Source organism: Paramicrobacterium humi, from assembly GCF_900105715.1.
GTDB lineage: Bacteria > Actinomycetota > Actinomycetes > Actinomycetales > Microbacteriaceae > Paramicrobacterium > Paramicrobacterium humi.
The window spans coordinates 1,332,145-1,355,799 of the sequence record NZ_FNRY01000001.1; the positions used below are offsets into that span (position 1 = coordinate 1,332,145).

At 64.4% G+C, this 23,655-nt stretch carries 17 protein-coding genes; 14 read left to right on the forward strand and 3 right to left on the reverse strand.

Annotated elements, in window-relative coordinates:
* Nucleotides 1-115 precede the first annotated feature (115 nt).
* The 3 genes from BLV49_RS06720 to BLV49_RS06730 all read left to right on the forward strand — a co-directional run bounded on the left by BLV49_RS06720 (nt 116) and on the right by BLV49_RS06730 (nt 9,909).
* Nucleotides 116-1,489: a DNA cytosine methyltransferase gene (locus BLV49_RS06720; RefSeq protein ID WP_091181735.1), complete on the forward strand. Its 1,374-nt coding sequence runs from the start codon at nt 116-118 to the stop codon at nt 1,487-1,489.
* Between the two features lie 105 nt (nt 1,490-1,594).
* Nucleotides 1,595-4,558: a hypothetical protein gene (locus tag BLV49_RS06725; RefSeq protein ID WP_091181739.1), complete on the forward strand. Its 2,964-nt coding sequence runs from the start codon at nt 1,595-1,597 to the stop codon at nt 4,556-4,558.
* A 23-nt stretch (nt 4,559-4,581) separates the two neighbouring features.
* On the forward strand, nt 4,582-9,909 hold the full coding sequence (locus BLV49_RS06730; RefSeq protein WP_091181742.1) for a DEAD/DEAH box helicase: 5,328 nt from the start codon (nt 4,582-4,584) through the stop codon (nt 9,907-9,909).
* Between the two features lie 352 nt (nt 9,910-10,261).
* Here the strand turns inward: BLV49_RS06730 and BLV49_RS06735 are convergent, their stop codons facing one another.
* The 3 genes from BLV49_RS06735 to BLV49_RS06745 are packed head-to-tail and all read right to left on the reverse strand — an operon-like array spanning nt 10,262 to nt 13,548.
* Nucleotides 10,262-12,001, reverse strand: coding sequence for a DNA/RNA helicase domain-containing protein (locus tag BLV49_RS06735; RefSeq protein ID WP_091181746.1), 1,740 nt, complete (start codon nt 11,999-12,001; stop codon nt 10,262-10,264).
* Nucleotides 11,988-12,314 (reverse strand): nucleotide pyrophosphohydrolase, encoded by a 327-nt coding sequence (locus tag BLV49_RS06740; RefSeq protein WP_091181750.1) that lies wholly within the window; start codon nt 12,312-12,314, stop codon nt 11,988-11,990. The genes BLV49_RS06735 and BLV49_RS06740 overlap by 14 nt, the downstream gene beginning before the upstream one ends.
* A 55-nt stretch (nt 12,315-12,369) precedes the next feature.
* Entirely contained in the window at nt 12,370-13,548 is a 1,179-nt protein-coding gene (locus tag BLV49_RS06745; RefSeq protein ID WP_091181753.1) for a CaiB/BaiF CoA transferase family protein, read from the reverse strand.
* A 138-nt stretch (nt 13,549-13,686) separates the two neighbouring features.
* Between BLV49_RS06745 and BLV49_RS06750 the strand changes: the two genes are divergently transcribed.
* The 11 genes from BLV49_RS06750 to BLV49_RS06800 all read left to right on the forward strand — a co-directional run bounded on the left by BLV49_RS06750 (nt 13,687) and on the right by BLV49_RS06800 (nt 23,653).
* Nucleotides 13,687-14,283: a helix-turn-helix domain-containing protein gene (locus BLV49_RS06750; RefSeq protein WP_091181756.1), complete on the forward strand. Its 597-nt coding sequence runs from the start codon at nt 13,687-13,689 to the stop codon at nt 14,281-14,283.
* Between the two features lie 118 nt (nt 14,284-14,401).
* On the forward strand, nt 14,402-15,700 hold the full coding sequence (locus BLV49_RS06755) for an MFS transporter (protein WP_091181760.1): 1,299 nt from the start codon (nt 14,402-14,404) through the stop codon (nt 15,698-15,700).
* A 7-nt stretch (nt 15,701-15,707) separates the two neighbouring features.
* Complete coding sequence (locus BLV49_RS06760) at nt 15,708-17,072, forward strand: FAD-dependent oxidoreductase (RefSeq protein WP_091181763.1); 1,365 nt, start codon at nt 15,708-15,710, stop codon at nt 17,070-17,072.
* A 2-nt stretch (nt 17,073-17,074) separates the two neighbouring features.
* Nucleotides 17,075-18,310, forward strand: coding sequence for a CaiB/BaiF CoA transferase family protein (locus tag BLV49_RS06765; protein WP_245723700.1), 1,236 nt, complete (start codon nt 17,075-17,077; stop codon nt 18,308-18,310).
* Entirely contained in the window at nt 18,307-19,119 is an 813-nt protein-coding gene (locus BLV49_RS06770; RefSeq protein WP_091181768.1) for an enoyl-CoA hydratase-related protein, read from the forward strand. Before BLV49_RS06765 ends, BLV49_RS06770 begins: the two co-directional genes overlap by 4 nt.
* A 2-nt stretch (nt 19,120-19,121) precedes the next feature.
* Nucleotides 19,122-20,042: a dihydrodipicolinate synthase family protein gene (locus BLV49_RS06775; protein ID WP_091181771.1), complete on the forward strand. Its 921-nt coding sequence runs from the start codon at nt 19,122-19,124 to the stop codon at nt 20,040-20,042.
* Complete coding sequence (locus tag BLV49_RS06780) at nt 20,042-20,815, forward strand: SDR family oxidoreductase (protein ID WP_091181773.1); 774 nt, start codon at nt 20,042-20,044, stop codon at nt 20,813-20,815. The genes BLV49_RS06775 and BLV49_RS06780 overlap by 1 nt, the downstream gene beginning before the upstream one ends.
* A 17-nt stretch (nt 20,816-20,832) precedes the next feature.
* Nucleotides 20,833-22,275 carry an aldehyde dehydrogenase family protein gene (locus BLV49_RS06785; protein ID WP_091181775.1) on the forward strand — a complete coding sequence of 481 codons (1,443 nt, stop codon included), beginning with the start codon at nt 20,833-20,835 and terminating at the stop codon, nt 22,273-22,275.
* A 29-nt stretch (nt 22,276-22,304) separates the two neighbouring features.
* Nucleotides 22,305-22,715 carry a cytidine/deoxycytidylate deaminase family protein gene (locus BLV49_RS06790; protein WP_091181778.1) on the forward strand — a complete coding sequence of 137 codons (411 nt, stop codon included), beginning with the start codon at nt 22,305-22,307 and terminating at the stop codon, nt 22,713-22,715.
* 139 nt (nt 22,716-22,854) lie between these two features.
* Nucleotides 22,855-23,145, forward strand: a complete 291-nt coding sequence (locus tag BLV49_RS06795; RefSeq protein WP_245723561.1) for a type II toxin-antitoxin system TacA family antitoxin — start codon at nt 22,855-22,857, stop codon at nt 23,143-23,145.
* Nucleotides 23,138-23,653 (forward strand): GNAT family N-acetyltransferase, encoded by a 516-nt coding sequence (locus BLV49_RS06800; RefSeq protein WP_218132603.1) that lies wholly within the window; start codon nt 23,138-23,140, stop codon nt 23,651-23,653. The genes BLV49_RS06795 and BLV49_RS06800 overlap by 8 nt, the downstream gene beginning before the upstream one ends.
* Nucleotides 23,654-23,655 lie beyond the last annotated feature (2 nt).

Here is a 23,655-nt window from a genome sequence, read left to right on the forward strand (position 1 = left end):
GAGCGAAGCCGGCCTCTTGCCTAGCACCCCCGCGTTCGGGTGGCAATCGGCGAGCTGCTGCTTCGGCGACGGTGGGCCCCGCTACCGTGGAACCGGCTGACGGAAAGGAGCCAACATGTCCGGTGAGGCTGCCACCTTTCGGTTCGTCGACCTGTTCGCGGGACTTGGGGGCTTCCACGTCGCGCTGAAAAAACTCGGTGGTGAGGGTGTGTTCGCTGCCGAATGGGATACGACGCTGAACGCACTCTATGAGGCAAATTTCGGCATCAAGCCCTGGGCTGACGTAAATGATTTGAAGGACGACGCCACGATCTCCCGAGAGGTTCCGGATCACGAAGTCTTGACTGCTGGCTTCCCTTGCCAGCCGTTCTCTAAGGCGGGTGAACAACTGGGGTTTAGTCACACTCTCCAGGGGCAACTATTTTTCAAAGTGCTGGCGATCCTCAGAGAGAAGCGGCCGCGACGATTCATCCTCGAGAACGTGCCAAACATCCTGCGCCATCAGAACGGCGAGACACTCGCCACTATTCGAGAGCAGCTTGAAGACCTCGGCTACACGGTTGACGTGCACAAGTTTTCGCCGCACGAGTTCGGCGTGCCGCAGATACGAGAACGCGCCTACTTCGTCGGATCGCTTGATGGGCTCGATGGATTCGAGTGGCCGAGCCCGGCTCGGCCTAACACGGATATCAGCAGCGTGCTGGACAGAGAAGCAAAGCCGACGCGTGCAATCTCTACTCAGACCCTGCGTGCAATCGACATGTGGGACGACTTTCTACAGCGCGCCCCGGAGTCCTTGAAGCTACCCTCCTTCCCTATCTGGGCGATGGAGTTCGGGGCGACGTATCCCTACGAGGACGCTACCCCGCCGGCGATCTGGAAGGAACTCGGTCCCCGGGACCTAGATCTTTCGCTTGGCAGCTTTGGTTTTGAGTTAAAGGGGCTGTCAGAACCGGAACAATTCGACCTATTACCGAGCCACGCGCGCCGACCTGCCGACCTTATTTTCCCGAGGTGGAAACAGGCGTTCATTCGCCAGAACCGAGAGTTCTACTGGGCGAACCAAAGGTGGATCGACCCGTGGCTAGAACAGTGGCAGCCGTGGAAGCTGCCGTCAAGTCTGCAGAAGTTCGAATGGAATGTGCAAGGCGGCGAACGCCGGATTGATAAATACGTCCTCCAGCTGCGTGCCTCAGGTCTCCGCGTGAAGCGGACCACGACCGCTCCGAGCCTCATCGCCATGACCCATACGCAGGTTCCGGTCCTTGGCAAAGACGTCGTGGGCGTCCGCCGCTACATGACTCCAACGGAGTGCGCAGCTCTTCAAAGCCTGGGTGCGATCGCGCTACCGAGTTGTGACCTCCGAGCGTACAAGGCGCTCGGCAATGCCGTGAATGCAGACGTTGTGCGCGCGATCGCGGAGCCGCTGCTGAAAAGACCCGATGGAACGATGATAGCGCTCGAGCAAGAGGCCTGCGATGCCGCGTGATCAGCCCTAGTAGCTTCGGACATTTCAGGGAGCGCCGATGTCGGAGCTCGTCGCTAGGTTGGTGGGCACAGAGGGGAGCAGAGCATAGTGGGTGGGAGGCTAGCTGTGGATTCCGATTACACGCGTCTGAGTGAAGCAGTCGCGGACATCATGTTCGGTTCAGGGCAGGCTGGACGACCTGTCTACGCTCTCCCAGACGCCGAGACGGTTCGCGAGATACTCGAAGCCGCGGAGATCGAAGATCGGACGCTGGTTGGGTTATCGACCATCGTCAAGTCGTCTCTACAGCTGGGTGAACCCGGCGTCGCACCGTTTTATTGGCAGGGCGAGGCCGCGCGCCGCCATCGGCACCAGCCGCTCGAGACGCCGTCCGCGCTTCCGCTCTTGGTCGTGTTTTCGATTGCCGCGGAGCAAATGCAGGCGGACGGTGACCATGCCGCTCATAACTACTACTCGCGACTGCATCGAATACTCCAAGTGCCGACGTCCGAGTATCTGAGGGTCGAGAACGACTATCGTCGCGTCGCCGACCTGCTGTGGGGATCACTGAATGCCTGGCTTGAGGCATGGGATGGCGAGCGCGGAATCCCAACGGCCTACGCGGTCGGAGGCCACGCCTTCATTGGGTTGCCGATGTCCCAGGCGGTTGTCCGACAGCACGATCGTGCTGGCCTCCACGAACTCTTCGCGGTTGAGGGTATGACTCCGGGCCTACGCATCTCGCCGGAGGACATGAGTCTCGCGATGGACCCGTATGCAACGGCCACGCCCAGCCTGCCTCTCAGCTCGCACCTTGCCCAGCTTTGGCGCGTCTCTGCAGCCAGAGACCGAATTATCGACGCAGCGTGTCTCGAACTCGAAGCATGGGATGGGTCTGGGGTCGAGGCATTCGCGTCTGCACGGCCTGTCGCCACCACGCGTCTGCTGGCGTTCGTGCGGACTTTCCCTCGCAAGTCCATCGAGTTCAACTTGATGCTTCCGTATCGGTCGCAGGGACCAGATATTGCCCGATTCAAGCTTGAGGATGAGGAGGAGGTTGTTCCGACCATCTCCGGGCCGGGTGGCTCCACGCGCCTGTCAGGGGTCGAGGGGATTAGTGGAGCGTCCCTCGTGGGCGAACAGCTCACGGGAGAGTTCGGGGACGACGACAGCCGTCCGTTCGGTCGCAGACCGAAGCGGGTCATCTCTCTCCGTTGGGACGACCTCCAGGGGGCGTATGTCGAGATCGAACACATCCCACTTGCCGAGGACAGCATCGTCCTGGCGAGGTCGGATGCGCGCAAACGCGTGGAGGCTCACCTCGCTGTCCACGCCCGGCCAGGCTGGCACGAACTCGCAGAGCTGCCAGGCACACCGGAGGGATGGCTTGTCTATAAACAGGTTCAGATCGTCTCCGCGCCGATGGGGCAAGTGCATTTCGACTTGCTCCCGCTTGTTCCGCGTACTAGGACGAGCTTGACTCTGCGAGGTGGCTTCGTGATTCCCGGGCTGCTTCGCAAATGGTCGGTGATGGAACCACCCGAAGCTGTCGCCCTCGTCGCAGGGGCGTCCTCGATAGATGTCCGGCTCTACCGCGGCACACGCATTGACCCCGCCGCGCTCGTCGCCGAGTCTAGTCAGCCCGGCGAACTCGCAGTTCTCCCGCTCGCACATCGTGACCTGTCTGACGGCGAGTATGTGGTCGCTATGTTCGTCGACGATAAGACCAAGCCGTCATCGACAGCGCTCCTCCGACTGCGATCCGCGCGCACCCCGCAGTTCAGAGTTGATGATGTTGATATCCGTCTAGTCTACTCGCCCGATTCCTCGCCGCGCTGGCCACTTACTGCTGGCCCAGCTGACTGGCCAGACCATGTAAATGGTGCGAGGACGGTGGGCCTTGAATCGCTCGGTGATGAAGCCGCTAGACCAATGTCTGAGTTCGTGCCGCGGGAAAGGAGCGACTCCAACCCAGAGCTAACAAAGACGCGGGTCGGGCTCCCTGTGGCGAGCGACTCGTGTCTCGTCACCGGGATGCACCGGTTTCTCCTTCCACCGGTCCTTCCGGGCCAAACACCCACACGGAGTATCAAGGGCGAGTGTGCGACCTGCGGGCTTGTGCGCCGTTTCGCGGGCACCCCCTGGGCTGCGAAGAAGAAGGATGTCGCTGCGAAGATAGTCGTTCTCCCAGAGAGCCCCCCGTTGATCGAGGCGGACGAGTCAGACTTCGACGTCGCGTTCGATGCGCTCAACCACGTGGGGGCTGGATCGTTTGGAGTATTCGAGCGCATAGCTGCCCAGATCGACGGCTCCGAACTGTTTGCGGACTCCTTCCTCCGACAGCTTGAGGTCGTCGGTCACGTTGATGCGGTCAGGGATGCCTTCCTCCGGGTGACGGAATGGGCAGTGAACAAGTCGACGCTCGTTCCGATGGGCGACAGGCGATGGATTCTCATTGGGTCTCGTTCGGACGATCTACTGGGGAGACTTAGGGGACTCGTGGGAAGTCGCGCCGTCGTCAGCACCAGTGTTGACGCCGCACTCACCCGTGTCGAGGTTGCTGGTGATTTGCCGGTCGCGGCGCTAGATAAAGCTGGGATCGCGGTGCTTGATGCTTCCCCTGCGAAGGTAATCGCTGAGGCGCTTCCCCCACTCAGCGAATTGGCCAAGGCACTCAAACGCGTCATCGTGCCGGTCTACAGATCAGTGGACTTCTGGGACACGGCCTCTGCATCATGGCACCGGACCGAGTCACTCGCCAGGGTCGGCGCATACCGACTCAGGCACTACGGTTCGACCTACGCGATCCGCACAGCTGATGACATCGCGAGCGGAACCATCGGGCTGGGCAATGCGCAGATTGTGAAGCACATCGCGAACTTGTGGGCCAATGACCCCCTCGTCGGCTATAACTCACGAAGCGGCTCAGTTATCACGCCGCTGGGTGCGGACCTGCCGGCGCTGTACGGGCGCGCGCTCGCGCTTTGCTCAGGACGAGCCCCGCGCGAGTTTGTGAACCATCGGATGCTTCAGTACCCATCAGTGCCGCGAGCAGTCGCGGACGTCATATTCAATCGCGTGAGTCGGTGAGTAGAGTGCCATTTCCAACCCCGGTGAAGATCGCTGACGATCTCCGCGATGCGTTCCTTCGGTACATCGACACCGCCTATGCCTTACGAGACAAAGCACTCGTCGAGGAGCGGCGCCGCCTGCTGCTTGAGGGGCAAGGAAACCTGTTCGCCCCGCTCATGCTCGAGCCCGTTCTGCCATATGACGGGGTTGCTTCCGTGGGCGAGGCGGCGAGCCAGGCCGGTGTTGACATACGTGATCTGGGAGACGTGATCAGTGCAGTTTTCGGCCTGCTGCCTGATGAGCTGGCGGGCGCCAAACTACGCAAACACCAAGCGGTTGCGCTCGCAACTCATTTCGCACCGGACATCGTGCACAACCCCGTGGTGACCTCGGGCACGGGATCCGGCAAGACCGAGTCTTTCCTGATTCCGCTCCTAAGCCGGATCGCGGCTGAGAAGCGCTCGGCCGCAGCTCTGGCCCCCATTCACGAGTGGTGGGACTTGAAGCGGCAAACTGAGAGCTGGCGGCCAACTCGGACCGTAGGAATGAAGCAGGCGGCGGTGCGGTCCATGATCCTCTACCCGACCAATGCGCTGGTCGAGGACCAAATCGCACGGCTTCGACGAGCTGTCCGCGCCCTCCGGGATCAGGAGTCTCCCATTGACCTCTGGTTTGGTCGTTACACCGGCGCAACGCCGGGTTCGGGCGGAGTTCCAACGGGGAAAGTGCCCACGTCTGCGACCGCCGACGTGGCGAGAGATATACGAGAACTCTCCAGTCTGAACGCGCGGCTCGCAGCGCTCAACACCCCGGACCTAATGGCCCAGTTCCAGGATCCGCACGCAGGCGAACTCATCACGCGTTGGGACATGATCGCCACGCCACCCGACGTGCTAGTAACGAACTACTCGATGCTCAACGTGATGCTCATGCGAGACGTCGAAGAGCCGATCTTCGAATCCACGCGACGCTGGCTCCAGAGGTCGTCCGACCACGTTTTCACCCTTGTCGTCGACGAGTTGCACCTCTACCGCGGAAGCACCGGGGCCGAGGTAGGCATGGTTGTCCGAAACCTGGCTTCGCGGATCGGGCTCGAGCCGACTTCCGACCAGTTCAGAATCATCGGGACGAGCGCATCTCTCCCAGGTGATGACTCGGGGTTGGAGTACCTAGAGCGATTCTTTGGTATCGACCGCGCGTCCTTTCTGATCGAGCCGGGGCAGCCGAGAGCGCTGGTGACCGGCCAGAAGCCTTCTGCTGCTAATGTGCTATGCATCGCTGCGGACGAACTCGCAGAAGTAGCTGCACGGGACCGGTGGGCGGAGACAATCGCAGCTGCATGCAACGACCCTAACGACGGACGACCGAAGGCGACGCGTATCGACACGGTTGCGACTCGGCTCTTCGGAGATGACCCATTAGCGTCGACGGCGCTCGCCGCGATGCTTGACGGTCTCGCTGCCGCGGTGAAACCCGCGATCCAGTTCCGCGGTCACGTAATGATGCGAGGGATGCGCGGGCTATGGGCGTGCTCTGATCCAAGCTGCCCGGGCGGAACTGATTCGGAACCTCGGCGAGTCGGTCGGATGTATGACACCCCGCGGTCAACGTGCGCTGACTGCGGTGCTCGCGTGCTTGAACTCCTCTACTGTTTCGAGTGCGGTGATGTCAGCCTTGGTGGCTACGTCGTGGAACGGCCGGATCGCGGTGCTGTCGTGCTCTCAACCACGCCGGTAACTCCAGGTGAAAACTCCGGCGACTTTGTATATCGGAGAAGCGACGACGAGTATCGATGGCTGTGGCTCGGCTCCCCAGTCCCGGATGCACCAAACCGGCACAAACTTCCCGCCGACATGGACGCGAACCAGGCGACCGTTGAGACCAACTTCGGAGCCGCATCCTGGAATCCGAAACTCGGGGCGCTCATGCTCGGGGACGCTCCCGATGGCGTCCCAGCAGTCGTCCTCAGCCACAATGCGGGCGACGACAGCGGTCTGGCGCTGCCTGCGCTACCGGAATCCTGTCCCCGCTGCGGTGGGAGACAGGAGAACCGAGATGCGGCGGTCTACTTCGCCGGCAACGTCCGATCGCCGATCCGTGCACATACGTCAGGTAGAGCACAACTCAACCAAATGGCGGTATCCCAGTTGTTCCGAAGCCTCGGGGCCGAAGCGGCTGAGTCGCGGACGATCGTATTCACCGACAGTCGTGACGATTCCGCCCGCATCGCGGCCGGGATTGCGCTCAACAACTTCCGGGATCAAGTGCGACAGGTTGTTAGACAGCTTCTTCATGGGCGCGAGAACCCTGTACCAATTCTGCGTGCGCTCCTTCGCGGCGAGCTAATTGGCGGCGATCTTCAGCACGCCGAGCAGTTGCGTGCTAGTCGTCGTGAGCTGTTCGATAAGCTCCGGCTGGAAAGCCTTCGTGCTGCCGATTCCATGGACATGGCGATGATCGCCTCTGCGGAGCAGGAGGCTGAATCTCTTCCGTGGGCGACCCTGATCCACGACGCTGAGCGCGTTATGCTCAAGGTTGGCGTCAACCCAGCTGGTCCGGGGCCTTCCGTGGCGGAAAGTGAAGGCGATGCTCCGTGGTATCGAGCCTATGAGCCTCCGGTCCGTAACGCCTGGGAGCCGTTGGCGGACGCCGTAGCGCGGCCTATCCGACAAGACCGTTACCGGCTCACTGCAACTGCCGTGGCGGAAGCGGTCTTCGACAGAGCCTCGCGCGACTTAGAATCCACTCGTCTTGGAGTAGTCAGGGCGCGGCCAGTTGCGCCCGACAACTGGGGTTTCTCGACCGAGATCTCCGGGGATGTCACGGCGAGCGTAATCCGACTCCTTGGCATCGCAAAAAGGTTCGAGGGTGGATATGCAGCTCGATCCAACTCAGCGCCGAAGGTCGTGGGAACTTACCTCAAACGTGTCGCTGCCAAGCATCAGGTGGACGGGGAGATGCTTGTGGCCAACGTTGGCGAGTTCCTCCGCGCGAGCAACATTGTCGATGAGAACTGGACGCTCAGAACCCAGACAGGGCAGGATTCCCTCGAACTCAGGACGCCTAGTAATAAGGTATGGGTCTGCGAGAACTGCGGTACGACGCATCTACATTCTTCGGCTGGCGTCTGCACCAACGTGGAGTGCCCGAACGGAGTGCTCCATGCGGAGGAATGGTCCGAAGAACTCGACTACTACGGATGGCTCGCCTCTCAGCCGCTTCGACGCATGCGAGTTGCAGAGCTCACCGGCCAGACCAGACTGGCCGACCAACGGGCTCGACAGCGTCTTTTCAAGGGCGAGGTGCTCCCGCCGCCATCTGAGAGTGCACTCGCCGACCCCCTCGACCTGCTCTCGGTAACGACCACGATGGAGGTCGGAGTCGACATCGGCTCGCTCCGTGCCGTTGCGATGGCCAACATGCCTCCCCAACGGTTCAACTATCAACAACGGGTCGGCCGCGCTGGGCGCTCCGGCCAACCGTTCTCGTTTGCGGTTACCGTCTCGCGGGACCGAGCGCACGATGACTACTACTTCCAGGCCCCCGAGAAGATGACTGCAGCCGATCCGCCGCCCCCGTTCATCGACTTGTCGCGACCCCGCATCGTTCGTCGGGTGATCGCGGCGGAACTTCTTAGGAGCGCATTTCTCGCTGTGCAGAACCCGCCGCGGAGGACCCGTGACAGTATCCACGGCACGTTCGGATTGACCATTGACTGGCCGCAGCGGCGCGCGGAGGTTGAGTCCTGGCTTCAGGTATCGGGCGACGTTTCGCTTGTCTGCGAACGGTTCAGCGCCTTCACGGCACTTGACGTTGCCGAACTAAAGAACTGGGCACGGAACCGTCTAGCGGGCGACATCGACGAAGCCGTTGGTAACCCTTACTTCCAGCACACCGAACTCAGCGAGTTGCTTGCGAACGCCGGCGTACTCCCGATGTTCGGCTTTCCGACCCGCGTGCGGCCGCTCTATTCGAGGCCGCTTCGCGGTATTGCCGATGCCGAAAGGCATACCGTCGCCGATCGCGATCTTCGTATGTCCATCACGGCATTCGCTCCGGGAGCCGTCGTCGTCAAGGACGGCGCCGAGCACCTCGCGGTCGGTTTCGCGGCCTACGACATCATCGGAACGAGCGCGCGCGCGAAAGACCCGCTAGGGGCACCGTTGCAGGTTCATCGTTGTTGGCAGTGCGGCAGCCTCGACACGCGTCCGACCCACGAGTCGCTCGAGTGCTCGGTCTGCGGGGAGGAGATGAGGGCGTTCTCGCTCTATCAGCCCGAGGGGTATCGGACGATCTACAGTCAGCCTGACTACAACGACTCGCACATTACGCCCATGTACGCCGGTTACTCCGAACTCTCGACGAACGCGGAGCTCGGGCAGGAGGTGAGGCTTCAGGGCGTCTCACTCCGGCTACTCGAGCAGGCGGAAGTAGTCGCGGTAAACGACAATAACCGGAAGCTGTTTGATCTGAGCCGTCAGTCAGATGGATCGGTCATCGCGCAGAATCGAGATCTGTATCGGCGTCCGTTGCCGGAATTCATGCGGACAGCCGGGCAGGCTCTTGACCCAGCTGCGATCGGAGAAGTCCGCCGTACCGACGTGCTCCTGCTCGGACTCGATAGACTAGCCCTCCCTGAAGGAACGGTGGGTACGCTGCCGTGGGCGTGCCCGGCGGGCAAAGGTGCTTTGCTCTCCTTCGCCGAGATGCTTCGCAACGCTGCCAAGGAGTACCTGGACATAGAGCAGTCGGAGCTTGAGGTAGGCCTTCAGCCAACGCGGAACGGCACGACGGTCTCGGCGCGTGTATTCCTCGCCGATGCTCTTGATAACGGTGCGGGATACGCGCTGGAGCTTGGTGAGATTGCGACCTTCGAGAAGCTCTTGAAGTCGATTCGAGAAGAGACCGGTCGACGGCTCCGCGAAGGTCCACACGGCACTGCCTGCACGTCTTCCTGCCCAGGGTGCCTCCGCAACTACGAGAACCGCTTCAACCATTGGGCCTTGGATTGGCGACTTGGGCTCGACATTGTGGATCTGGCGCTTGGTCGTGAGTTGGAGCCGTCGCACTGGAGCGACCGAACCAACGCCCTGATGCAGAACTTCGCCGATGGCTACGGTCCGCACCTTCGAATCGAGCAGCACGTGGTCAACGGACTGCCAGCGCTCGTTTCGCCAGATGGTCCGGGCGCCGCTGTCGTGATCGGTCATCCGCTCTGGCGACACGATGACGCTCACTGGAATCCCGAGGTACGGCGCGCTGTGGCTGAACTGCGGGGCCGCGGGCTGTCGCACATCATCGTGTCCGATACTCACGTCCTAGACCGTGCACCTATTAGGCTGTTCAACGCGTTGCTGGGTAACGCGTAATTGCAGAAGTAGACAAATGGGTTAGCGCCCACTCCTCGCGGTGTGCTCCGCCTGACCGGTTCGTGTCCGTCCCTTTGCACGCGCGGTACTCCATGGTCGGATCAGTCGTAGCGCTGACCGGCTCGAGTGTTCACCGAGTGCCTGATTCCGTACGAAAACGTATGTTCTTGTACGCGGGACCGTCTGTACCTGAGCCGCGTGAGCCGCTCAGATGCGGTTGCCACGTCCTCGGCACGATCGCTGAAAGCGGCGACGAGCTTCGCGTCGCTCAAACGTGTCGAGTTGTGTACTCTCGTTCGTCGGCTTGGTTCTCCTTGAGGTCGCACACTGCTCCTGGCTCTCCGGGGCGAAATCAATGTAGGTGCCGAATATCGCCGCTGCTGACGTACGTGCTCAGATGCTGGCGTAGTTCTGGGTCGCACACGTAAACGAGCGTCCCGAGCATGCCTCGTGTCAGGAGAACCGCATAGATGTTGCACACGAACTGCAGCAGGTCCTCATCCGTGTAGATTAGGCCGAGCCGAGGGTTGTTTTCTTTGCCCTTGGTATCGAAGTAGTGTGATCGGTCGAAGATGAGTCTCTGCTGTTGGGCGTTGTACCGAAGGTCGGGGCCGATAATCACGCCCGCGTAGTTCAGGTCGTAACCCTGCACTGTATGGATTGACCCGACCTCGTCTATTGAGCCCGGTGAGTTGATCCAGTCGGTCGCTCTGCGGTTCCACTGGAACTGGCATCCATCGATCTCGATGTCAAAGGCAAGTGGATCCTTCTTGCTCTTCCACGGCCAGGCATATCCCGCGACCATCCGAGCAAGACCGACCTCTTGATCACGAGCGTGAATCGCGTCTCGCATCTCTTCCAAGTCGTCGAATAGACGGAACTCGTATTTGGAGAACGCCTGGGGCTCGGGCGGCTCTGGGCTGAGGACCTGCCGGACGTAGTCGACGTAATCAGCCCCGCCTCTGACGCGCATCTGCGACGACAGCTTGTAGTGGCGCTGCGTCTTCGTCGCCGCCGACACGAGATCCTGCTGAACCGAAGAGGGGAGGTCGGCGGGCCTCACGCTCTGAGCGGAGTCGAGGAGGAAGATCTGGTGCGTACTTTGAGTCTTGATCCAATCGAGCTGGGTGTGGCTCACGTCGTCGTCATCGAAGAGGCGCTCGTTGATGAGAGTGAATCTGGCGTTCTGAGACGCGGACGGCTGGTTCGCGCGCTGGTTCAATCGGTGCGTCTCGTCGACGATGAGGAGGTCGAACTTCTGCTCGCTCAAGCCGACGTCGAACGGGGTCAGGATCATATCGCTGCTGAGCCCCGGGGTCTTGCGGAAGACTTTCTGAATCGAGGCTCGGAGTGACTGCTGAGGAACAACGAGCCCCACTCGGAAGTCTTTCAAGAGTTCGCCGTACCCCTCGACGAAGAACTCAGAGAATATGGAGTCGCTGTCGACTGCCTCTGCGGGGAGAGTGGTCGCGATGTCTTGAAGGAGCTTCATCAAGTAGATCGCGACGACGGTCTTGCCTGTTCCCGGGTCGCCCTGGATGACGATCGTGCTCCGGGCCCCGGACTCGAGGTCGTTGAAGAGCCCTTCCAGAATGTCCTCTATGGCGATCGCTTGATCCGTAGTAAGCGCTTTGAAGGGCGAGAGTTTGAACAGGTCGCTGTTCTCGATCTCTGGGATGGTGCGGGTGAACGCACCCTGGTGGAACAGCTCGTCGAAGATCTGCTTAAAGGTCTCGTTGTAGCGTGCGCGACTGAAGTAGTCGGCGTCGGTAATGCCCTCGTTCCGGTTGAGCACGCTGTACTTGCCATCGCCTGCGAAAAGCCGAATGAGATATGACTCGAGGTCCAGGCAGACGGACTTATTGAAGGTGTCGTCGAAGACCACGCGGACTGCTCGGAGCCTCTTCTTCTCTGGCGAATCCAGGTGCTGCCGCATTCGCACAGCAACGTTGAGCGACTCGCCGACGTAGATCTCCTTGTCGTTGTCGAGGGTGTAGACGACGGGCCAGTTCGTGTAGCGCCGGTCGAGCTTCGTCCACGACTTGACTTCATCCGCCGAGAACTCGTGGCGGTCGATCCTAAAGCTCGTCATACTTCGTGCTCCGACCCCGAGACTGCTCGATTGGGTACTTCTCGCGAGTCATGCGGAGTTTGTCGAGGATGATCTCGTCGGGGTCTACTCCAAGCCTGTCTGCGAGAAGCATGCAGTACGTCAGCACGTCGGCGAGTTCGTTCTGGACTCTCTCAAGCGAATACTCCGCGTTCCATTGGAAGCACTCAAGCAGCTCTCCGGCCTCGATCGAGATGCTCTTGGCGAGGTTCTCGGGCGAATGGAACTGTTCCCAGTCACGTTCGAGGACGAAGGCCTTCAGTTCTTCGAGCACGCGCTTGTGGGTCACGTCCATACCGTAACAGCGGTGAGAGACGGAGAGGCGCTACGCCGTCCAGGCATGCGCCCAACTACCGAACCGCCCCGCTCTGCACGAGCCCGTCGATCCGCGCATCGTCGTAACCGAGCTCCGCGAGCAGCTCGCGGCTGTGCTCGCCGAGGCGCGGCGGCGTGTGTCGGACTTCCTTCGTGACGGCGGACATGGTGATGGGTGACGCGATCGTCTTGACGACCTCGCCTGCGGCATCCGTGAACTCGATGATCATGTTGTTGTGCGCCGTCTGCGGATCGGCGAGGGCTTCGGCGAGGCTCTTGACGGGCCCGCACAACACGTCGTGCTGCTCGAGCGCGGCGAGCCAGTGCGCGCTCGTGTCATCGAGCAGGCGCTCGGCGATGATCGCGCGGATCTCAGCGCGGTTCTCTTTGAGCCGGTCGAGGGTCGAGAACCTCTCCTCGCGTGAGTAGTCGGGGAGACCCAACGCGGCGCAGATGTCGCCGAGCGGGTTCTCTTTGAAGGCGCCGACGATGACGATCTCGGAATCCTGGGTGGGGAAGCAGCCGCTCAGTGGCATGAGCGCCCAGTTGAGTTCCTGATCGTACATGAGGCGCGTGGTCGCCTCTTGCATCTGCATCGCGAGCATCGAGTCGTAGAGGCTCACCTCGACCTTCTGCCCCTTGCCGGTCTGGTGGCGCTGCAGCAGGGCGAGGAGGATGCCCTGCACGAGGTGCTGGCCGGCCGTGTAGTCGGCGATCGGCGTCGCGTAGATCGCGGTCGGGTGAAGCGGGTCGGCCTTGCGGCGCATGACGCCCGAGTAGGCCTGGCCGAGGATGTCTTGGCCGCCCTTGTGGGCGTAGGGCCCGGTGGCGCCGAAGCCGGATCCGCTCGCCCAGATGATGCGCGGGTTGATCTGTGACACGGTCTCGTAGTCGAGGCCGAGGCGCTGCATCACTCCGGGGCGGAAGTTGCTCACGACGACGTCGGCGGTGCGCAGCAGGTCGTACGCGACCTCGCGGCCGGCATCCGTCGTCAGATCGAGGGCGATACCTCTCTTATTGCGATTGAGGGCGAGGAAGACCGGGTTGTCGCTCCCCGTGTGCTTGAGGACGCCCTCGCGAGAGAGGTCGCCGCGGCCAGGCCGCTCGACCTTGATGACGTCGGCGCCGAAGTCGCCGAGCGCCTGCGTGCAGGACGGGCCGAGCATGACCTGCGTGAAGTCGATGACCTTGATACCGTCGAGTGGTCGAGGCACGAGCCCTCCTTTCGAGCCGCATTGCGCGAGAGTCTACGCTTCTGTTTAGGATAGTAAAGATTTTTAGCGATGCCATTGACTCACTGAAGATCTTCAATATACTAAAACGAACGTCTGGCACCGAAGGGAGTTGAGTTCATGGTTCTGGAGTCACCGGCACCGTCCGTGGACAAGATTCTCGCTAATGTCGGCAGCATCGTTCGCGCGCTCCGCAAGGAGAAGGGCCTGACCCTCGCCGAACTGTCTGAGGTCACGAACCTCAGTCCCGCTATCGTCAGCCAGATCGAGAGAGGGCTCGCCAACCCGTCGTTCACGACGCTGGCGCAGCTCGCGCATGGGCTGGAGATCCCAGTCGGGAAGCTGTTCCCGAACCATGCCGAGACGAGGTCTCCCGTCGTGCGCAAGGGCGAACGGCGAGACCTCAAGGGAGTGGCTCCCGAGGCCGTGGGGGAGGCCGTCTACGAGCTGCTCACTCCGGATCTGAACGGGACCATCGAAGCGCTCTGGGTCGTGACCCCTCCCGGCCATGACACGAGCGCCGATCCGTTCACCCACGGGGGAGAGGAAGTCGGGATCATCATCTCCGGCAGGAAGGACGTGTACCTCGATGGCCAGAAGTACACGCTCGAAGCCGGCGATTCCATCACCTTCGATTCCACGATTCCGCATTGGTACAAGAACAGCTACGACGAGACGTGCGTAGCGGTCTGGATCAACTCCCCACCCACCTGGTAGTCCCGCACTCCGCGGTCACTGCCTGATCCCATCCACAGCTCCGCGTCGACCCAGCCTGGGTCCGACGTCGATGGAGCCTGCCGTCAAGCACCAACGACGACGCTTGATAAGGAGAACCATGATTGACACCGGCGTCAACAAGAAGACCGCTCGTCGCGAGAAATTCTCACCGGAAGTCCGGCGCGGAATCCTCGGACTCGGCCTCGGCAACACCCTCGAGTGGTACGACTGGATGATCTTCGGCCTGCTCTCGGCCTACATCGGACCTCACTTCTTCCCCGCAACCGACCCCGTCACCGCGACGCTCGACGCGCTCGCCGTGTTCGCCGTCGGATTCCTCTTCCGCCCGCTCGGCGGCATCATCCTCGGCACCGTCGCCGATCGCATCGGACGCCGCAAGGTCATGATGCTCTCGATCACCATGATGGCGGCGAGCACGCTCGTCATCGCGGTCTCGCCCACGTATCAGGAGATCGGCATCTGGGCCGGCGTCATCCTGCTGCTGTGCCGCGTCGTTCAGGGTCTCTCGACGGGCGTCGAGGCGCCTCTCTCGACGGCGCACGCTGTCGAGCTCGTCCCCGAAGGCCGCGAAGGCTACGTCGCGGGCATCATCTCGTTCTACGTCAACGTCGGCATCGTCGGCGCCCCGCTCGTGAGCTTCCTCGTCACCCTCGTCATCGGCGGCGACGCCATGAGCGACTGGGGCTGGCGCATCCCGTTCATCGTCGGCGCCCTCTTCGGATTCGTGATCCTTTACCTGCGCCGCACGCTCCCCGAGACCATGCGCGCGGAGGAACTCGTCGACACCACGACCGGCTCCGTCTGGACCGGCGTGCGCAAGAGCTGGCTCAGCGTTCTCGCGATCATCTTCGTCGTCGGCGCCGTGCAGGCCTACAACTACGCATGGAACGTCGGCCTGCCGAACGCCGCCCGCTCGACCATGGGCGAGGACCCCACCGCGGTGTTCGCGCTCACGACCATCCTCGGCCTCATCCTCATCGTCGGCAGCCTCGTCGTCGGACGCCTCGTCGACGGTCGTGCGCTCTCGCGCTGGTTCCTCGTGACTCGCATCCTCGCGATCCCGTCCGTGTTCCTCATGCTGCTCTACGTGGAGCCCGGCATCGGCGGCTTCGCCGCGGTGCTGCTCGGCGGATCGGTCATCCTCGCGATGAACATGACGCTCTACAACGTCGTCTCCACCTCGCTCATGCCCAAGGGCATCCGCGCGACCGGCACGTCGCTCGGCTACGGCATCGGCGTCGCCGTCTTCGGCGGCACCGCCTCGTACCTGCTCGTCTGGTTCCAGTCCATCGACGTCGACTGGGCCTTCCCCGTGTACGTCGCCGTGCTCTCGGTGCTCAGCATCGTCTTCTACCTGCTCGCCCGCCGCGTCAACGGCATTCACGTCGGAAAGTGAGATCACAATGAAGTCCCTCGACCTCCTCGTCACCTCAGACAGCCTCGGAGCTCCCATCGCAACACGCTCTGACGTGCTCGTCGTCGGGGGAGGCCCCGCCGGTGTCGCCGCAGCCGTCACCGCCGCACGCAGCGGGGTGTCGGTCACCCTGCTCGAGCGCTACGCCTCGCTCGGAGGCCTCGCCTCCGGCGGCATGGTGCTCGTGCTCGACGACATGATCAACGGGCAGGAGATCACGGTCACCGGCATCGTCTCGGAGTACATCGAGCGCATGCAGAAGCTCGGCCTCGCCGTCGTGCCCCCGGCCGACGACCGCAAGACCTCGCGTGAGCTGTGGAACAAGTGGGGCCGCTACGGCACCTTCGACTTCCACAGCCACACGAACCCGAAGCCCATCTGCTACGCCGCCGCGTTCGACCCGGACGGCTGGAAGCGCGTCTCGAACGACCTCGTGCGCGAGGCCGGCGTGAACCTGCGCCTGCACTCGTGGTTCTCACGTCCGATCGTCGATGATGGGGTCATGAAGGGCGCCATCGTCGAGACGAAGTCCGGCCCGCAGGCGCACCTCGCCGACGTCGTGATCGACACGACGGGAGACATCGACGTCGCGTCCCGCGCCGGCGCTGAGTACATCCAGGGCAGCTACATCACCACGCTCGTCTTCCGCCTCGGCGGCGTCGACACGGCGCTCGCCGAGGAGTTCGAGCAGCGCGACCCCAAGGCCGCGCGCGCCATCAACCGCAAGGTGAAGCGCATCCTAGGCGGTGCGTGGGAGCTGTGGTGGCTCAAGACACCGCTCCCCGGTGTCGTGTGGTGCAACGCCCCGCACATGTCGGGCTTCGACGGCACCGACCCGGTCTCACTCACCGAGGCCGAGTTCGCCGCCCGCGAGCGCATCGCCGAGGCCGTGGACTACGTCAAGGAGAACCTGCCCGGCTTCGCCGACGCCTACGTGCTCGACGTCGCCCCGCAGATCGGCGTGCGCCAGACGCGCCTGCTGCAGGGCGAGTACGTCATGACGAAGGACGACGTCATGCAGCGCCGCCACTTCCGCGACACCGTCGCCCGCGGCCGCGACTACTACTACCCGTACCGCTCGCTCGTGCCGACGGAGGTCGACCAGCTGCTCGTCGCCGGCCGGCACTACTCGGCCACTCCCGACGCGCAGAAGGCGTCACGCGAGATCCCGCCGTGCATGGCCATGGGGCAGGCCGTCGCATCCGCCGCTACCCTCGCCCTCGAGCAGGGCGTGCGCGTGCGCGACGTCGACCCGCTCGACATCCAGCAGCGCATGCGTCAGCACAACGCCGACCCGGGCGACATCCCGTCGGAGAACGCGACGATCGACGAGGAGGAGATGGTGGCGGTATGACCATGCAGGACATTCAGAACGCTCAGGATGCCGCGCCGACGGCCGCGGAGCCCACGACGACGCTGCCGCTTGACGGCATCCGGGTCATCGATTTCACCCAGGTGTTCATGGGACCGAGCTGCACGCAGATGCTCGGCGACTTCGGCGCCGACGTCATCAAGATCGAGCGGCCCGGCACGGGCGACACCTCGCGCACCTCGTACCCCGACAAGGACGGCACCGACAACCCGATCTTCCAGTCGATCAACCGCAACAAGCGCGGCATGACGATCGACACGAAGTCCGAGGAGGGCCGCGCGGTCGTGCGCGAGCTCATCGCGGGCGCCGACGTCGTCGTGAGCAACTTCCGCGCGGGCGTCATGGAGCGCATGGGCTTCGGCTATGAGCAGCTGCGGGAGCTCAACCCGCGCCTGGTCTGGGCGTCGGGAACGGGCTTCGGCAGCACCGGCCCCTACGCGAAGCTCGGCGGCCAGGACGTCATCAACCAGGCCTACTCGGGCGTGATGTGGCGGCGCAGCTCCGAAGACGACCCGCTCGCCGTCTACCCGACGACGCTGTGCGACTACACGACCGGCATGCACTTGTTCCAGGGCATCCTGCTCGCGCTGCGCACCCGCGACGTGACGGGCGAGGGGCAGAGGGTCGACGTCACGATGTACGACTCGATGCTGCACATGCAGATGCAAGAGGCGGCGATGCAGCTCAACCGCGGCTTCGAGGTCAATTGGGGGCGGATGCCGCTCACGGGCGTGTTCGCGACAACCGACTCCGCCGTCTGCATGGTCGGCGGCTTCACCCCCGACCCGCTCGCGCGCATCTCGGAGGCGCTCGAACTCGACGAGGACCTCACGCTCCGCCCCGAGTTCGCGAACCTCGAGAAGCAGCTCGAGAACCGGTCGGCGCTGCAGGCGATCTTCGCCGAGCGCTTCGCGACGAACTCCACGGCGCACTGGACCGCCCGCCTCGAGGGCGTCGGCGTGCTCAACGCGCCCGTCCGCACCCTCGCCGAGGCGCTCGACGACGAGCAGACCGCCGCGAACGGCATGATCGTCGAAGCCGAGCACCCCACGGCGGGCCGGTTCCGGATGCTCAACGCACCCATCCACCTGTCGGAGACGCCCGCGACCGTGCGCCGCGTCGCCCCGCGGCTCGGCGAGCACAACGCCGAGATCCTCGCCGAGAACGGCTTCGACGACGACCAGATCCGCCGACTGCAGGAGCTAGGAGTACTGCGATGAGCGCCACCGCCACCGAACAGATCGTCGACGAGGTCACGTTCGACATCGACGAGCGCGGCGTCGCGACCGTCACGATCAACCGGCCGCGCGTGCTCAACGCCGTCGACCGCGCCACCCACGATTGGCTCAACGAGATCTGGGCGAGCATCGAGAACAACCGGGACGTGCGCGTCGTCGTCATCACCGGCGGCGGGCAGAAGGCGTTCTGCGTCGGGGCCGACATGTCGGCGGATGCCGTCGACAAGACCGGTCTTGAATACTGGGCCGAGCTCGACCCCAACGGCTTCGGCGGGCTCAGCCTGCGCACCACGCTCGACGTTCCCGTCATCGCGAAGGTCAACGGCTACGCGCTCGGCGGCGGCATGGAGATCGTGCTCGGCGCCGACATCGTCATCGCCGCCGACACCGCCAAGTTCGGACTGACCGAACCGCGCGTCGGCCGGCTCGCCCTCGACGGCGGCATCCACCAACTCGTGCGCCGCATCCCATACACGCAGGCCATGGGGCTGCTGCTCACCGGTCGCAAGGCGCCCGCCGAGGAACTGCAGCGCATGGGCCTCGTCAACGAGGTCGCGGCGGCCGCCGACCTCGACGCCGCCGTCGACCGCTGGGTCGAGCAGATCCTCGCCTGCGCGCCCACATCGGTGCGCGCCGTCAAGCAGATGGTGACGCGCACCACCCACCTCACCGCGCAGGAGGCCCGCGCGATGCGGCTTCCCGCGCTCATGGACGCTCTCGACAGCGAAGACTCCGCCGAGGGCGTCGCCGCATTCCAGCAGAAGCGCCAGCCCGTCTGGCCCGGAAGGTGATCATGACCGCACCCGCAGACGCACGCATCGAACCCCTCGCCCGCGGCGTGTGGGGCGTCGTCGCGACGCCCTTCACCGGCGACGACCGCGCGATCGACGCCGACAGCCTCGCCCGGCTCGTCTCGTTCTACGAGACCGTCGGCGCGACCGGGCTCACCGTTCTCGGCGTGTTCGGCGAGGCGGCCTCGCTCACCGCGGCCGAGCGGATGGACGTGCTCCGCGTCGCCGCCGAGAACAGCAGCCTGCCGATCGTCGCGGGCGTCACGTCGCTGTCGACCGCACCGGCGATCGCCGAGATCGAGAACGCGCACGCGACACTCGGCGACCGCCTTGCGGCCGTCATGGTGCAGGCGAACTCGCCGCGTGCCGACGCGGTCATCGAGCACCTGCAGCGCATCCACGCCGCGACCGGCGTGCCGATCGTGCTGCAGGACTACCCGAAGGCGAGCGGCGTCGCGATCTCGACCGACGCCGTCATCGCCGTCGTGCAGGCGTGCCGGTTCGTCTCCGCCGTCAAGGCCGAGGCCCCGCCGACCGCCGTCGCGATCGCGCGGCTCACCGCGAAGCTCGAGGTCTCCGTGTTCGGCGGGCTCGGCGGACAGGGACTTCTCGACGAGCTCGCCGCCGGTTCGGCGGGCGCCATGACCGGGTTCTCGTACCCCGAGGCCCTCGTCGCCTGCGTGGATGCGTCGCTCGCCGGCGACGCGGATGCCGCGCGGGAGGCGCTTCTGCCCTACCTGCCGCTCATCAACTTCGAGCAGCAGCCCGGCATCGCCCTCGCGATCCGCAAGGAGCTGTTCCGCCGCCGTGGCCTCTTCGCGGACGCCGCCGTGCGGCCACCCGCCGTTGCGTTCCCGGCCGAGCTGTCGACAATCGCCGACGCCCATCTGGAACGCGCCGGCCGACTCCAGGTGGTGCGCTGATGGATCTGCAGCTTCGGGGAAAGACCGCGTTCGTCGCCGCGTCCACCGGCGGACTCGGCCGCGCGACCGCGGAGGCGCTCGCGCACGAGGGCGCGAATGTCGTCATCACCGGTCGCCGCCGCGAGACCGCCGAGCAGATCGCCGCTGCCCTGCCGTCCGCGATCGGCCTGGAGCTCGACGTGCTCGACGCCGCGTCGCGCACCCGAGCGCTCGAGCAGGCGCGCGACGCCTTCGGTCTCATCGACATCCTCGTGCTCAATGGCCCCGGACCCAAGCCCGGCACCGCCGCGGACATGACGGCCGACGGCGCCCGCACCGCCTTCGAGCAGCTCGTCGAGCCGCACCGGCAACTGGTCTCCGAGACGCTGCCGGGTATGCGCGAGCGCGGCTGGGGTCGCATCCTCGCCGTCGGCTCGAGCGGCATCGTCTCGCCGCTGCCGAACCTCGCGGCATCCAACCTGGGGCGCGCCGCTCTCGCGAACTACCTCAAGACGCTGTCGACCGAGGTCGCCGCCGACGGCGTCACCGTCAACCTGCTGCTGCCCGGTCGCATCGCGACCGACCGCGTCGCGAACCTCGACGCCGCGCAGGCCGAACGCCAGGGCCTCTCGCGTCAGGAGGTCGAACAGCGCTCGCAGCAGTCCATCCCCGCCGGCCGCTACGGCGAACCGGCCGAATTCGGCGCCGCAGCCGCCTTCCTGTGCAGCGGCCCTGCCTCGTACGTGACCGGCGTCGCACTCCGCTGCGACGGCGGCCTTGTCGGAACACTCTGACGACGAAAGGAAACACCATGCCCACTCTCACCAGCACCGCAGTCGCGCAGCACCTCATCGGCGGCGAGCTCATCGGCGACGCCGCCAAGGAGCGCCGCAACCCCGCCCGCCTCGACGAGGTCGCCGTCGTCTCTCCCGAGGGAACCGGCACCGACACGGATGCCGCGATCGCAGCGGCTGCCGCCGCGCAGCCCGCGTGGGCGAACACTCCGGCCCCCGCCCGCGGAGCCGTGCTGCTGCGCGCAGCCGAGCTGCTGCAGCAGCGGCAGACGGAGATCGCCGAGGACCTCGTGCGCGAAGAGGGCAAGACCCGCGGCGAGGCCACCGGCGAGGTCGGCCGCGCGATCGGCGTGCTGCAGTTCTTCGGCTCGCTCGGCTGGTCGGCGAGCGGCACCGTCTACCCGAGCGCGACCCCCGACACGAGCATCTCCACCCGCCGGGAAGCGCTCGGGGTCGTCGGCCTCATCACGCCGTGGAACTTCCCCATCGCGATCCCCGCGTGGAAGTCCGCGCCCGCGCTCATCAGCGGCAACGCCGTCGTGCTCAAGCCCGCCGACCTCACGCCGATGTCGGCGACGCACCTCGGCATCGCCCTGCGCGACGCCGGCCTGCCCGACGGCATCTTCAACGTCGTGCACGGTCGCGGCAGCGTCGTCGGGGACTACCTCGCCCGCGATAAGCGCGTCGCCGCCCTGTCGTTCACGGGCTCGACGAAGGTCGGCCTCGGGCTGCAGCAGATTCTGCACGGTCGCCGCGCCCGCATCCAGACGGAGATGGGCGGCAAGAACGGTGTGCTCGTTCTCGACGACGTTGACCCGTGCAAGGCCGCCCAGGTCGTCGCGGCCGGCGCCTTCAGCCTCACGGGTCAGGCATGCACGGCCACATCGCGCGTGTACGTCACACCCGGCATCCGCCAGGCCTTCCTCGACGAGCTCGCCGCGATCGCCGCGACCTACGAGCCCGGCGACGGCCTCGACGCGTCGACCCGCATGGGCGCCGTCGTGAGCGAGAGCCAGCTCGAGCAGGACATCGCCGCCGTACAGGGCGCCGTCGACTCCGGCGCTCGCCTGCTGCACGGCTCGACCGACGCCGACGGACTGCGCTTCAAGCCCGTCATCGCGACCGATGTCGCCCACGACGCCGCGATCGCGACCGACGAGATCTTCGGACCCGTCGTCGCGGTGCTCGACGTGCCCGACTACGAGGCCGGCCTTGCCGCGCTCAACAACTCCCGCTACGGTCTCACCGCGGGAATCTGCACCGACAGCCTCGCGCACGCCACAGACTTCTCGAACCGCATCCAGGCGGGCGTCGTGAAGGTCAACCGGCCGACCTCGGGCCTCGACCTGCACGTGCCGTTCGGCGGCATCAAGGACTCCTCGTCGAACACCTTCCGCGAGCAGGGGCACTCGGCGACGGACTTCTACACGTGGGAAAAGACGGTCTACACCGGCGTCTGAGTGGCAGCACGAGAGGGAAGGGGACGGCGATGGCCGAACTGAGCAGCGCCGACGCGGAGCTGTGCCGACTGGCATCCGATCTCTTGTCGAGATCCCACGACCCCGACCGGCACCGGGTCGCCGTCGCCGCGCGCGGGGCGTCTGGACGCACCTACCTCGGGCTGAGCCTGCTCTCGAACCGCGTGAGCATCTGCGCGGAGCCGAGCGCGCTCGCGAACGCCGCGATGGCGGGGGAGACCGACATCGAGTCGATCGTCGCGGTCGGGATGGACCCCGACGACGTGCCGCAAGTGATCAACCCGTGCGGCGTGTGCCGGGAACTCGTTCCCATGTACGCGCCGAACGTGCGCGTCATCGTCAACGACGGTGGCGACGTGCGGCCGGTGCACGTCGCCGAGCTGCTGCCGATCCCGTGGGCGCGCGCCCGCAGCTACGCATAGTCCTCGTGAGCAAGCCCCGTCTCGGCCTCGGCCGGGGCGGGGCTTCTGCCTCGTGTCGGCGGCGACCGTATGGCAAAGCCTCAATGAAAATCCGAGCGTCATCAGAGCCTGGCCTTTAACGCCGAAAAGGTACGGAATAATGCCGTACACTGCCGCTATGGGGGCTTTGAAGGACAAGCGGCTTGAGCTTCGACTCACGTCAGAACAGAAGGCGATGATCGAACGCGCCGCAGCTGTACAAGGCAGGACGGTCAGCGACTTTTCTGCTGACGCGCTCACCGAGCGCGCCCGCGAAGTGATCGACCGGGATCGGCAGTTCGCGGTCTCCGCGGAGGCCTTCGACGCGTTCAACCGGCTGCTTGATGAGCCGGAACAGGTCGTCGAGGGAATGGTGGAACTGCTGCAGCGACGGTCAGTCTTCAGTGACTGATTTCGAGACGCCGCGCGCAATTTTGACGACTGACGACACCGCAGGATTTCACTGCGGGGAACCCACTCTTGACTTATGGCTCCGGCAGACAGCTCTGCGCAACGAGAAAGTCGGCGCGTCGCGCACATTTGTCTCGATCCACTCACCGACCAGGCGAGTCGCTGGTTACTTTTGTCTGTCGGCAAGTTCGATCACACCGACAAGTGCTCCAGGCGCGCTTGCCCGCAACATGCCGGACCCGATTCCCGTTGTCTTACTTGGGCGCCTCGCTGTGGACAAAGACTTCAGCGGTCAGGGAGTAGGGTCGTCACTGCTGCAATATGCGGTACTACAAGCCGCGCGCGCTGCCGATATCGTTGGTGCCCGGACGATAGTCGTCCAGGCGCTCACCGACTCAGCTGCGTCCTTCTACCGGAAGTTCGGATTCTCGCCGTTCCCGGATTCACCCGACCTGCAGTACTTCCTCCTCAAGAACGTCAACCGCGCGCTCAAGGCATTCGAGCTGTAAGC